13 protein-coding genes are annotated in these 12,354 nt (G+C 71.6%); 5 read left to right on the forward strand and 8 right to left on the reverse strand.

Features of this window, described 5'->3' with window-relative positions; all coding sequences use genetic code 11:
• The first annotated feature begins 390 nt into the window (after positions 1-390).
• The 4 genes from BSL84_RS21405 to BSL84_RS21420 all read left to right on the forward strand — a co-directional run bounded on the left by BSL84_RS21405 (position 391) and on the right by BSL84_RS21420 (position 4,140).
• Positions 391-1,080: a transglycosylase SLT domain-containing protein gene (locus BSL84_RS21405; protein WP_030029711.1), complete on the forward strand. Its 690-nt coding sequence runs from the start codon at positions 391-393 to the stop codon at positions 1,078-1,080.
• Positions 1,081-1,210: 130 nt separating this feature from the next.
• Positions 1,211-2,587 (forward strand): AI-2E family transporter, encoded by a 1,377-nt coding sequence (locus BSL84_RS21410; protein ID WP_075970938.1) that lies wholly within the window; start codon positions 1,211-1,213, stop codon positions 2,585-2,587.
• A 155-nt stretch (positions 2,588-2,742) separates the two neighbouring features.
• Complete coding sequence (locus tag BSL84_RS21415) at positions 2,743-3,426, forward strand: hypothetical protein (RefSeq protein WP_159393542.1); 684 nt, start codon at positions 2,743-2,745, stop codon at positions 3,424-3,426.
• A 9-nt stretch (positions 3,427-3,435) separates the two neighbouring features.
• The gene (locus tag BSL84_RS21420) at positions 3,436-4,140 is read left to right on the forward strand and encodes a hypothetical protein (RefSeq protein WP_075970940.1); all 705 of its coding nucleotides are present in this window, start codon (positions 3,436-3,438) and stop codon (positions 4,138-4,140) included.
• A 65-nt stretch (positions 4,141-4,205) separates the two neighbouring features.
• On the opposite strand, the gene BSL84_RS21425 is transcribed toward BSL84_RS21420, so the two are convergent.
• Positions 4,206-4,742: an alkyl hydroperoxide reductase gene (locus BSL84_RS21425; protein ID WP_030027242.1), complete on the reverse strand. Its 537-nt coding sequence runs from the start codon at positions 4,740-4,742 to the stop codon at positions 4,206-4,208.
• A 3-nt stretch (positions 4,743-4,745) separates the two neighbouring features.
• Positions 4,746-5,300, reverse strand: coding sequence for a peroxiredoxin (locus tag BSL84_RS21430; protein ID WP_030027243.1), 555 nt, complete (start codon positions 5,298-5,300; stop codon positions 4,746-4,748).
• A gap of 92 nt (positions 5,301-5,392) precedes the next feature.
• Here BSL84_RS21430 and BSL84_RS21435 point away from each other — a divergent pair, with 92 nt between their 5' ends.
• On the forward strand, positions 5,393-6,385 hold the full coding sequence (locus BSL84_RS21435; protein ID WP_420711144.1) for a hydrogen peroxide-inducible genes activator: 993 nt from the start codon (positions 5,393-5,395) through the stop codon (positions 6,383-6,385).
• Between the two features lie 19 nt (positions 6,386-6,404).
• Here BSL84_RS21435 and BSL84_RS34845 read toward each other — a convergent pair.
• The 6 genes from BSL84_RS34845 to BSL84_RS21470 all read right to left on the reverse strand — a co-directional run bounded on the left by BSL84_RS34845 (position 6,405) and on the right by BSL84_RS21470 (position 12,340).
• Positions 6,405-7,390 (reverse strand): IS5 family transposase gene (locus BSL84_RS34845; protein WP_420711141.1). Its coding sequence is split into 2 segments (ribosomal slippage): positions 6,405-6,986 and positions 6,989-7,390, totalling 984 coding nucleotides; the frame shifts between segments, so codons are not numbered across the junction.
• A 109-nt stretch (positions 7,391-7,499) separates the two neighbouring features.
• Positions 7,500-9,848, reverse strand: coding sequence for an FtsX-like permease family protein (locus BSL84_RS21450; RefSeq protein ID WP_030027245.1), 2,349 nt, complete (start codon positions 9,846-9,848; stop codon positions 7,500-7,502).
• Entirely contained in the window at positions 9,845-10,534 is a 690-nt protein-coding gene (locus tag BSL84_RS21455; protein ID WP_030027246.1) for an ABC transporter ATP-binding protein, read from the reverse strand. The genes BSL84_RS21450 and BSL84_RS21455 overlap by 4 nt, the downstream gene beginning before the upstream one ends.
• Positions 10,531-11,055, reverse strand: a complete 525-nt coding sequence (locus BSL84_RS21460; protein ID WP_030027247.1) for a PadR family transcriptional regulator — start codon at positions 11,053-11,055, stop codon at positions 10,531-10,533. Before BSL84_RS21460 ends, BSL84_RS21455 begins: the two co-directional genes overlap by 4 nt.
• 146 nt (positions 11,056-11,201) lie before the next feature.
• Positions 11,202-11,435 carry a hypothetical protein gene (locus tag BSL84_RS21465; RefSeq protein WP_030027248.1) on the reverse strand — a complete coding sequence of 78 codons (234 nt, stop codon included), beginning with the start codon at positions 11,433-11,435 and terminating at the stop codon, positions 11,202-11,204.
• The gene (locus tag BSL84_RS21470) at positions 11,432-12,340 is read right to left on the reverse strand and encodes an SPFH domain-containing protein (protein ID WP_075970942.1); all 909 of its coding nucleotides are present in this window, start codon (positions 12,338-12,340) and stop codon (positions 11,432-11,434) included. Before BSL84_RS21470 ends, BSL84_RS21465 begins: the two co-directional genes overlap by 4 nt.
• Between the last annotated feature and the right edge of the window lie 14 nt (positions 12,341-12,354).

Below are 12,354 nucleotides of genomic sequence, written 5' to 3' on the forward strand. Positions count from 1 at the left end.
TAGTGGGAAGGCGAGTTGACGCCGCCCGGCAAAGGTCCCAGAGCCTAGCCGGGCGGCGTCGTGCTGCACAGCCCTTTGGGGAAATCGACGGCCTCATGCCAGGTGTGACCTTTCCCACTCAGTGGAGAATTGCCTTGCGGCGCCGAGGTCCGGCAGAGTCTGGTTTCCGTCAGGCCCCGCATACGGCACACCTGTATCTCCCGTGAGGTACGCGCAGCACCACAACTCCACAGCCGATGGCCGTATGCCGCCCGGAGTTTCACGCGGCAGCCCCCGCAGGGGAGTTGCCCACGGGCCCGCGCCTCCAGTGACCGTAGAACCACGGAGGCCAGAGTCGAGGGCACTTTTGCGCCCGCGCGGTCACTGCGGACGCTGCTGGAAGGACACCGTGTGAGCCGGATCTCGGTCCGGGGGTTCGCAGTGGCTTCGGCCACCGCGGTCACCACCGTCGGCGCAGTCGTGGGCGTTGCCACCGGCGACCCCACGAACGATCTCGAAACGACCGCGTCCGGGGCGACCCTCCTCGCAGACATCCCGGTCGGCGACCAGGCGCAGGTCCAGGGCGCCCTGACGCAGCAGGCCGACACCATCGCGCACGCCGCCGACGCCGACGCCAAGCGTTCGGCGGAGGAAGCCGCCCGCCTCCAGGCCGCCGAGGACGCCAAGTCCAAGAAGGCCGAGGCGCAGAAGGCCGCCGACGAGAAGGCGAAGAAGGAACGCGAGGCGAAGGAAGTCGCCAGCCGTTCCGCCGCCCGTGACGCCGGCGACTTCGCCGTCCAGAGCTCCTACACGGTCGCCCAGGTCAAGGCCATCGCCCAGCAGATGGTCCCGGCCGGCCAGTTCCAGTGCTTCTCGAAGATCATCAACCAGGAATCCACCTGGAACTACCTGGCCGTGAACAAGTCCTCCGGGGCCTACGGCCTGGTCCAGGCGCTCCCCGGGTCGAAGATGGCCTCGGCCGGCGCGGACTGGCGCACCAACCCCGCCACGCAGATCAAGTGGGGCCTGAACTACATGGAAGACCGCTACGGCAGCCCCTGCGCCGCGTGGACCTTCCACCAGGCCAACGGCTGGTACTGACGGCCGCCGCCGCACCGCGGCGCCCAGCTCGTCCCCGCGCAGCCCCGCACCGTCGTACGGTGCGGGGCTGCGCGCGTGTACGGTCAACGGGGTGTGCCCGCAGACCGGGGGGCGGGGGAAGGAAGCTGACATGGCGAAGAGAGAAGGCTGGCTCGGCCGGCTGGGCAACAGGCTGAACGCGATGGAGGCGCGGCTCAACGCGCGGCGCGCCGAAGTCGAGGCCGAGGCCGGAGACGACCTGCCCGGGCGCTCACGGCCGGCCGGCACGGCCCAGGGGGCGCCCGCGCCCGCCGAGCCCTCCGACGCCCCGACGGAGGGCCGCACGGCCGCCGCGGTGCGCTACGAGCGCCCCGCGCGGCCCGACCCGGCGAGCGTCATCCCGTGGGGCATGCGCGTTGCCGCCGAGGCCAGCTGGCGGCTGTTGCTGCTCGCCGGGATGCTCTGGGTGCTGATGAAGGTCATCAGCGAAGTCCGCCTGGTCGTCCTCGCCTTCGCCGCCGCCATGCTCGTCACCGCGATGCTCCAGCCCTTCGTCGTCCGGCTGCGCCGGCTGGGCCTGCCGCGCGGCCTCGCCACGGCGGTCACGGCCGTCCTCGGCTTCGTCGTCATCGGGCTCGTCGGCTGGTTCGTCGTCTGGCAGGTGATGGACAACCTCGACGACCTCTCCGACCGTGTCCGCGACGGCATCAACGAGCTCAAACTCTGGGCACTGGACAGTCCGTTCCACGTGACCGAGAAGCAGATCAACGACATCGCGAAGAACCTCAGCGAAACGATCGGCACCAACACCGAGCAGATCACCTCCGCCGGGCTCCAGGGCGTGACGGTCCTCGTCGAGATCCTCACGGGCATCCTGCTCGCGATGTTCTCGACGCTCTTCCTGCTCTACGACGGCAAGCGCATCTGGAACTGGGCGCTCGGCCTGGTCCCGGCCGGCGCCCGCGCCGGAGTCGCCGGCGCCGGCCCGCGCGCCTGGCGCACGCTGACCGCGTACGTCCGCGGCACGGTCATCGTCGCCCTCATCGACGCCATCTTCATCGGCCTGGGGCTCTACTTCCTGGACGTGCCGATGGCGGTACCGCTGGCCGTCTTCATCTTCCTGTTCGCCTTCATCCCACTGGTCGGCGCGGTGATCTCGGGCGCCCTCGCCGTGGTCGTGGCGCTCGTGACCCAGGGCGTGTTCACCGCCCTGATGGCGCTGCTGGTGGTCCTGGCGGTGCAGCAGATCGAAGGGCATGTGCTCCAGCCCTTCATCCTCGGCCGGGCGGTACGGGTCCACCCGCTCGCGGTGGTCCTGGCGGTGGCCGCCGGCGGGATGATCGCGGGTATCGGAGGGGCGGTGGTCGCCGTTCCGCTGGTGGCCGTCACCAACACGGTGGTCGGGTACCTGAAGGCGTACTCCCGGGACCAGCACCACCTCGGGGCCGGGATGGTAGGCCCCGCGCCGCACGGCGCCACGGCCCTGGGCGTGGGGCCCGACGACGACGAGGAGTACACCCGCCCGTAGGTCAGGCCCGGAGCGGCCCGGAGCGGCCCGGAGCGGCCTGGTCCGGTCCGGCCGGGCCGCGACTGTCCGAATCGCGCACCACCGGACCCGAACGTCTCAGCGACCGGGGCTGCCATGATCGAGGCGTTCGGGTGTCCAACGACCGGGGGGAAGCCATGATCAGCGATCCGGAGCTCGACGGTGCGGGGGAGACCCGCCCCGCGCAGCCGGCGGAGCAGACGGCGTTACCGCCACCGAGCGGCCGGGAGGCCACCGGGGCGCGGGCGCGACGGCCGTGGTGGTGGGCACTGGGCGGCGCCGCGCTCGCTTCCGCGGTGTGGGCGGGCGGACTGTACGCCTGGGGGGACCGGCTCGCCGCGCCGGACCTCTCCTACCGGGCCACGGAGAACTTGTGCCAGGACTTCGCGGCGCGGAAGCTCAGCCGCATCGCGGGGGACCTGCACCGCTACCGGCCGGTGAACCGGCAGGACGACCGCCCGGCCGTGCACCGGGCGTCCTGCTCGCTGCAGAACGGGGAGAGCGTGTCCACGCTCCACGTGACGGCGCAGGTCGACCTGCACAGGAGGACCGATCCCGGCCCCGAGTTCGACGTACCGCCGGCCTGGCACCCTTCGGAGACGGGTGCGGGACGCACGGAGGAGGTCCGGGGAATCGGTGAACGCGCCCTGTTCCTCGTGGGCCCCCAGGAGACGTCGGCCGAGCTCAAAGTGCTGCACGGCGGTGCGGTGTTCACGCTCCGGGCCTCCGGCAACGAGCCGAAGACCCCGGCCGACACCGCCGTGCTCCGGGCGGCGATGGCCGAGGACGCCCGCGAGCTGATGACCGCATTGAAGAAGTAGAGGACACGGATGATCAGCGAGCCCGAGCTCGACGGGGTGTGGGAGTCGGCGCGCCCGACGGAGGTCGCCCAGGACGAGGCGGTGCGCGAGCGGCGGCCGGACCGGCCGTGGTGGTGGGTCGCGGCGACCGTCGTCGTCACGTCCGCACTGTGGGCGGGCGGACTGTACGCCTTCGGCGACCGGCTGGCCCAGGCGGCGCCGGAGGCCCGGTACACGGTCCCGGACGACCTGTGCGAGCCGTTCAAGGGATCGGCCCTCACGAAGGCGCTGGGACCGTTCACGGAGTCCACCCCGCGCAAGGCGGGCCGTGCGCCCGCCCTGGACTGGGCGGCGTGCACCCGCGACGGCGACACCAAGGACGGGCCGGGAGGCTACATCGTGGTGGCCATGGTGGAACTGCACAAGGTGTCCGACCCGGCGCCCGAGTTCGGGCTGGGCGCGCCTTCCGACCGGATGTTCGGCAACGACCTCCAGTGGGAGGAGGTGCCCGGCCTCGGCGAGCAGGCGCTGGTCGGCTCGTCCGGCCGCGGCGGCGATCTTCGGCTGCGCGTCCGTGACGGAGGCGCCGTGTTCACCTTCGACACGATGTTCTTCACCCGGAGCGAGGAGGCGGGCCCCCCGGAGAAGGGGGAGGCGCAGCCCGACCAGGACGCCCTGACGGCCGCCGCCGTCGAGGACATGCGGGCGTTGATGGCCGCGCTCCGGAAGGACTGACGAGCGACGCAAGGGCCCCGCGACCGGAAACCGGTCGCGGGGCCCTCGCGCTGTACGGGTTGCCGCTACTCGCCGGCGAGGGCGGCCTCGGCGTCGAGGGTGACCGCGACGGCCTGGATCACCGAGGCGATCTTGAAGGCCTCCTGGATCGTCTCGCGGTCGACGCCGGCCTTGCGCAGGACCTGCTCGTGCGAGTCCAGGCACTGGCCGCAGCCGTTGATCGCGGAGACCGCGAGCGACCACAGCTCGAAGTCGACCTTCTCCACGCCCGGATTGCCGATGACGTTCATCCGCAGGCCGGCGCGCAGCGTGCCGTACTCCGGGTCGGAGAGCAGGTGCCGCGTGCGGTAGAAGACGTTGTTCATCGCCATGACCGCGGCGGCGGACTTGGCGGCGGTGTACGCCTCCGGCGAGAGGTTCGCCTTCGCCTCGGGCTCCAGCTCACGCAGGACGCGCGGGGAGCGGGCGGCGATCGCGCAGGACAGGACCGTGCCCCACAGCTGCTGCTGCGGGAGGTCGCTGTTGCCTATGACCGAACCGAGGTTCAGCTTCAGGTCCTTGGCGAAGTCCGGGACCGACGCCTTCAGGGAGTCGAGGGACATCCGTCACTCACCGGCCAGCAGCGCGCCGGCGTCGATCGTGGCGTCGCCCTTGTTCCAGTTGCAGGGGCACAGCTCGTCGGTCTGCAGGGCGTCGAGGACCCGCAGGACCTCCTTGGGGTTACGGCCCACGGAACCGGCGGTCACCATCGAGAACTGGATCTCGTTGTTCGGGTCGACGACGAACACGGCGCGCATCGGCAGGCCGTCCTCGCCGAGGATGCCCAGCTCGGCGGAGAGCTCGCGCTTGATGTCCGACATCATCGGGAAGGGCAGGTCACGCAGGTCGGCGTGGTCCTTGCGCCAGGCGTGGTGCACGTACTCGGAGTCGAGGGAGAAACCGAGGACCTGCGCGTCGCGGTCGGCGAACTCGTCGTTCAGCTTGCCGAAGGCGGCGATCTCCGTCGGGCACACGAAGGTGAAGTCCAGAGGCCACGCGAAGATGACCTTCCACTTGCCCTCGTAGGTCTTGTGGTCGATCTGCGCGAACTCGGCACCGGCGTCGAGCGAGACACAGGCGGTCAGGTCGAAGGCGGGGAACTTGTCACCAACAGTGAGCACGCGCTCTCCTTGTTCAATGGGAAATGACCCCTTTTGGGGGCTTTCCGATGGGGTTGGACGTGTCTCACATGCTGGCACAACCAGCATTGATTATGGAAATAGCTAGTCTTGATGCGGGTGATCGGAGGTACCTATCAGTGGCTGTCGGTAACAGGGGAGCGAAGCAACCGACGCTCGCTCAGCTGCGCGCGTTCGCGGCCGTCGCGGAGCACCTGCACTTCCGCGACGCGGCCGCGGCCATCGGCATGAGCCAGCCCGCGCTCTCCGGCGCCGTCTCCGCGCTGGAGGAGGCCCTGGGCGTGCAGCTGCTGGAGCGCACCACCCGCAAGGTGCTCCTCTCCCCGGCGGGCGAACGGATCGCCGCCCGGGCGCAGGTGGTGCTCGACGCCGTCGGCGGACTGCTGGAGGAGGCCGAGGCGGTCCGCGCCCCCTTCACCGGGATACTGCGGCTCGGGGTGATCCCCACCGTGGCGCCGTACCTCCTGCCGACCGTGCTCGGACTCTTCCACCGCCGCTACCCCCGGATGGACCTCCAGGTGCACGAGGAGCAGACCGGCTCGCTGCTGGAAGGGCTGGCCGCCGGCCGCCTGGACCTGCTCCTGCTGGCGGTCCCGCTCGGCGTCCCCGGCGTCACCGAACTGCCCCTCTTCGACGAGGACTTCGTCCTCCTCGCCCCCCGCGAACACCCGCTGGCCGGCCGCCGGGACATCCCGCTCGACGAACTGCGCGACCTGCAGCTGCTGTTGCTGGACGAGGGCCACTGCCTGCGGGACCAGGCCCTCGACATCTGCCGGGAGGCCGGGCGGACCACCGGGGCGGACGTCACGACGACCGCCGCCGGCCTGTCCACGCTCGTACAGCTCGTCGCCGGCGGCCTCGGGGTGACCCTGCTGCCGCGCACCGCGCTGCGCCTGGAGACCGCCCGCAACGAGTACCTGTCCACCGGCTGCTTCGCCGAGCCCGCCCCCACGCGGCGGATCGCCCTGGCCATGCGTACGGGCACCGCCCGCCAGGAGGAGTTCGAGGCGATCGCCGCCGCCCTGCGCGAAGCCGTACGCCCGCTCCCCGTGTGGCCCACCGACTAGGTCCTGTCTGGAGTCCGGATCATGAGTGTGGTGCGATGCTGCGGAGCCAGAGCATCGCACCGCACAGGTGCAGTCCGGCCTCGTAGCTCTTCGGGGTCTTGTCGTACCGGGTAGCGATACCGCGCCAGTTCCGCAGTCGGTTGATGCACCGTTCCACGGTGTTGCGCTCCTTGTAGAGCGCCGTGTCGTGCGAGACCGGCCGACCGCCGACGCTGCCACGCTTCTTGCGGTTCGCGGCCTGGTCGACCTTCTCCGGGATCACCGCTCGGATACCGCGTCGTCGCAGGTAGCGGCGGTTGCGCCGGGACGAGTACGCCTTGTCCGCGGCCACCGCGTCCGGCCGGGTCCGCGGACGCCCGATCGGGCCGCGTACCTTGACCCGCTCCAGGACCGGGGCGAACTGCGGGCTGTCGCCGGCCTGCCCGGGCGTGAGGACGAACGCAAGCGGGCGGCAGCGCCGGTCGGCTGCCACATGGATCTTGCTGGTCAGCCCGCCTCGGGAACGCCCCAGCTCGGCGGCTTTCAAGCGGGCCCTGTGTCGCCGACGGGCCCGTCGCCGCTCGATGCGCGCCTCATCCTCGACCTGTCCGTCCTGCGGCCTTTGCCCAGTCGCCTCGCCCCCTTTTCGACCTCGACGACCATCTCCAAGGCCGCCAACTGCTCGGGGTCCAAGGCCATTCCGGCGGCGTGATGGTGGGCCCGGGCGGTCGCCGAGTCCACGCTGACCAGGCCCAAGTCGGCCTGGCCGCGGGTGGCGGCCTCGGCGATCACTGCCTGCATGAGGTGCTGGAAGACGCCCTGCGTCGCCCAGATCTGGAAGCGGTCGTACGCGCTCTGCCAGGGCCCGAACTCGCCCGGAAGGTCACGCCAGGGGCTACCGGTCCGGAACCGCCACATCACCGCGTTGAAGTGCTTCCGCAGGTCAGGGATGGGCCCAACCGCGGCAATCGGCAGATGGGGCTCGATCAGGGCCCACTGCTCGTCGGTGAGATCGCCTCGCGCCATGACTGACGGTCTATCAAGACCGAGCCTCCGCGCGCAGGCGATCTACTGAACTCCTGATCCGAACTCCAGACAGGACCTAGTACGGTGACCGGGGAGCAGGCGTACCGGGTCACTCCGTGCGCAGCCCGTCCGGGCGCATCAGCCGCAGCAGCGGCGGCAGGCTGAGCAGCGTCACGGCGGCGACGACGCCCGCACCGACCCCGGTCATCGCGAGGACCGACGGCCAGTCGATCCGGATCGGGTGGGCGGCCATCCCCATCAGGACGGCGCCCAGCCCGGTGCCCACGAAGGTCGCCAGCACCAGGCCCAGCACGATCGGCACGGCCGTCTGCCACAGCACCGACAGGCTCAGCGTGGAGCGCCTGGTACCGAAGGCGACCAGGGCGCAGAGCAGCCGCCGGCGCTCTCGCAACTGCTCCAGCTGCGAGACGAACAGGCTGGCGCCGATCAGGACCAGCACGGCCGCGGCGCCGAAGAACAGGCCCGTGCGGATCGCGGAGAAGCCGACGGTCTGCGCGGTGTCCCGCAGCGTCATCGTCGCGACGAGCGGGTCCGTCTTGAAGACGGCCGTGCGCGCCCGGTCCAGGGCGTCCGGACCGGACTCGTCGACCTGTACGAAGATCCGCGCGTCCGGGTAGTCGCCGAGCCCCTTCGGGGCGGCCGACGGGGTCACCAGCAGGCCGCTGCGCAGCTCGCCGGCGGGGTCCTCCCTGGCGGGGACCGCGCGGGCGGCCGCCGGAACCGTCCACTTCACGGGAGTGCGGTGGTCGGCCGTAGCGGGCTCGTACTGGTTCACGTCGCCGACGAACAGCTCGTCACCTGGCTTGGCCGCGGCCCCGAACACATCCGTGGCGGCGCCGGTCAGGACGAAAGCGTCGCCGTCCTCGCACGAGTCGAGCGTCGCGACCTCGCGGAGTGCGTCGCAGGTGCCGATGGTCAACCGGACCGTCTCCCCCTCCGCAGGCACCCGTGGGGCCGCCTGCGCGGAGGTCAGCGGGACCGCGCGGGTCACGCCCGGCACGGCGGAGATCCGCTGTGCGAGGCCGGCCATGGTGTGCCCGTCGTCGCCGTGCAGCATGACCGAGACGGCGGCCCTGCCGGGGTCCTGGCCGGTCGGCGTCGTGTAGTCGCCCTCGACGCCGGCGAAGAGCATCTGGAGGGCGATGGCGCCCGCGACGGCCACGGCGATTCCGTTGACGAGGCGGGCGGCGCCGCCGCTGTCGAGCTGGAGCCGGCGTATGGCCAGCTGCCAGGAGACCGGACCGCCGGAAACCCTCCCGACGAAGCGTTCCAGCAGCCACGGCAGCAGCACGGTGATCCCGACCAGCATCAGCAGTACGCCGCCGCCGACCTGCCACTGGTTGAACCTGCCCTGGTCGTTGCCGCGACCGCCCAGAGGGAGGAGCAGGCCGGCGCCGACCAGCGGCAGCAGCAGCCGCCACCAGATGCGGCGCCGAGCGGGCTTGGCCGTGCGGACGACACCCAGCGGCTCGATGACCACACCGCGCAGCGCGAAGAGGGTCACGGCCACCGCCGCCGCCGGCACCGCGACGGCGACCAGGGCGGCCAGCCACGGCGCCGGGTCGAGGTCCGCCGGGAAGACGCTGCGCTGGCGGAGGCTGACGCTGCCGACCAGGGACCGGCCGACCGCGAAGAAGCCGGTGCCCAGGACCAGTCCGACCAGGGAGCCGGCCAGCGCCTCGCCGGCCGCGATCCGACGGACCATCATGCCGTCGGCACCGACCAGCCGCAGTGCCGCGAGCCTGCGGTCGCGGCGCTCACCGCCGAAGCGGACGGCGGTGGCGATGAACACGGCTATGGGCATCAGCAGGGCGACGAACGTCAGGACGACCATCAGCATGAGCACGGGGTCGAGTCCTTCGCGGTCCGCCTCGTAGCCGAAGCCGGTCACGCGGCTGACGCGGAAGTCGCCGGGGCTGTCCTTGGCGAGGCTGTCGCTGCCCAGGTAGAAGAACAGTTCGCCGGGCCCGACGAGCCCCGGATCACCGATGGTCTCGGTGACCGGGCCGTCGAGCCGCTCGCGCAGCAGGGCGCCCTCGGAGGACTTGAGCAGCTCGCCCAGGGCGGGGGAGACGGCCATCTCGCCGGCCCCGGGGATCCTCTTCAGACCGGGCGGCAGCGGGGCACTCGGGCCCTCGGCCCGCATCGCGTACCCCTCGATGTCCTTGCCGCGATACGTCTGGCTGACCCGGGCGATGAGCAGGGTGTCGAGCCCGGGGGCGTCGGCCCGCCCGGAGTCGTAGGTCGACCGCGCGTCGCCGCGCTCGTAGCGTGCGGTGAGGGCTCCGGGGATCGCGGTGCTGATCAGCAGCAGCGCGACGCCGAGACCGACGCCGACCCCGGTGAACAGGGTGCGGATCCAGCCCTCGCGGCCGCCTCCGAAGGCGAAGCGGGTGCCCATGGCGAGGTCGCGGGTCCATACCTGGAGCCGGCTCATACGACCGGCTCCATGTCGCGGGACTTCCCGTCGCGTACGACGATCTCGCGGTCGGAGTAGGCGGCCACGCGCGTCTCGTGCGTGACGAGGACGACGGCGGCGTTCGCGGACCGGGCGGTCTCCGTGAGCAGCTGCATGACGAGTTCGCCGTTGAGGGAGTCGAGGGCTCCGGTCGGCTCGTCGGCGAAGACGACCCGGGGGCCGGTGACGAGGGCGCGGGCGACGGCCACGCGCTGCCCCTGGCCGCCGGATATCTCGCCGGGCCGCTTGGCGCCCAGGTCCTCCACCTGGAGCTGCTCCATCCAGTGCAGGGCGGTGCGTTCGGCCTCCTTGCGCCTGACGCCGGTCAGGCGCAGCGGGAGGGCGACGTTCTCCACGCAGGTCAGTTCGGGTACGAGCCGGCCGAACTGGAAGACGAAGCCGAACTCGGTACGGCGAAGGGCGCTGCGCTCGGCGTCGCTCAGGGAGGTGAGCTCGCGGCCGGCGTAGGTGACGGAGCCCGAGTCGGGCGGAACGATCCCGGCGAGGCAGTGCAGCAGGGTGGACTTGCCGGAGCCGGAGGGACCCATGACGGCGACGACCTCGCCCGGGTGGATGGAGAACCCGGCGCCGTCCAGGGCGTGGGTGGTCCCGTAGGCCTTGCGCAGGTCCGTGGCGGTGAGCAGGGAGCCGGCCGGGGCGTTCATCGGCGTACCTCCCGTGCGAGCTGGTCGAGCCGGGCCGCGGTGAGCTCCAGCCACCGCAGGTCCGCTTCGAGGTGGAACAGCGCGTGGTCGCAGACGAGCTGGTCGGCGATGTCGCCCTTGCGCTTGCGCTGGGTGAGGATGCGCATGAGGCGCAGGTGCTCGGCCCGCTGGGTGTCCAGCAGTTCGTCGGCGCGGCGGCCGGTGAGCAGGGCGAGGACGACCTTGGTGTAGAGGGTGGAGTGCAGGTACGGCTCCGGCTTCTCCGGCTGGGCGAGCCAGGCCTCGACGTCGGTGATCCCGGCGTCGGTGATGGAGTACCGCTTGCGGTCGGGGCCGCCGCCCGCCTCAATGCCCTCGACCTCGACGAGGCCGTTCTTCAGGAGGCGGGACATGGTCGAGTAGACCTGTCCGTAGGCGAGGGGGCGGTCGTGGCCGAACTTCTCGTCGAAGGCCCGCTTCAGGTCGTAACCATGGCGCGGGCCGGCCTCCAGGAGGCCAAGGAGGGTGTGACCGATGGACATGCCGCCGACTATACATCGTGTGTATACGCGGAGTGTATAGAGCTCGTGGAGCGAGAAGCCCGCACTGGGGGAGGGGTGGACACGCGCAAGCCGCTCCCGTGCGTGGGCACGGGAGCGGCGGCCGGTCGGGGAGTCGGCCCCGGCGCTCAGTCCGAGGACTTCGGCGGCCGGCCCCGGCGGGGAAGGGGGCCGGTCGCGGAGGGGAGCCGGCCGGCCTCGGCGAGGGCCCGGCGGAGCAGGAACTCGATCTGCGCGTTGGCGCTGCGCAGCTCTTCTCCCGCCCAGCGGGCCAGCGCGTCGTACACCTGCGGGTCGAGCCGCAGGAGCACCTGCTTGCGCGCCTGCCGGCCCGTCGGCTTCTCCTCGCCGGAGGGGCTCACTGGTAGAGGGTGCCCGTGTTGACCACCGGCTGGGCGGCGCGGTCGCCGCACAGCACGACCATCAGGTTCGAGACCATGGCCGCCTTGCGCTCCGAGTCGAGGTCCACGATGTCCTCCTCCGCCAGACGGGTCAGGGCGAGCTCGACCATGCCCACCGCGCCTTCCACGATCTGCTTGCGGGCCGCCACGACCGCGCCGGCCTGCTGGCGCTGGAGCATCGCGGAGGCGATCTCAGGAGCGTACGCGAGATGCGTGAAGCGCGACTCGATGATCTGCACCCCGGCGGCCTCCACGCGGGCGTGCAGTTCGACCGCGAGCTTCTCGGTGATCTCCTCGGCGTTCCCCCGCAGCGACAGGCCGCCCTCCTCGTGCGCGTCGTACGGGTACTCGATCGCGATGTGCCGGACCGCGGCCTCGGTCTGCGTCTCGACGAACTCGGTGAAGTCCTCGACCTCGAAGACGGCGCGCGCGGTGTCCTCGACCCGCCAGACCACGACCGCCGCCAGCTCGATCGGGTTGCCGTAGGCGTCGTTGACCTTCAGGACGGCCGTCTCGTGGTTGCGCACCCGGGTGGAGATCTTCTCCCGCGAGGTCAGCGGGTTGACCCAACGCAGGCCGTCGGTGCGGATGGTGCCGCGGTAGCGGCCGAAGAGCTGGACGACGCGGGCCTCACCCGGCGCCACCGTGTTGAGGCCGCTCATCGCGATCACGGAGCCGAGGCCGAGGAGTACGCCGACCGCGATCAGCGCCACCTTGGCGCCGGTCGTGCCCGCCGCCGCGCCGGCCACCACCAGTCCCGCGCCCGCCAGCAGGCCGACCAGGCCGAGCAGCAGCGCGAGCCCGCCGCCCACGCTGCGAGCGGTGAACTCCCTTACTCCGTCCGGAGTGGCAATGTGGTTCGTCATGGTTCGCCCCGTTT

This window comes from Streptomyces sp. TN58 (assembly GCF_001941845.1).
Lineage (GTDB): Bacteria > Actinomycetota > Actinomycetes > Streptomycetales > Streptomycetaceae > Streptomyces.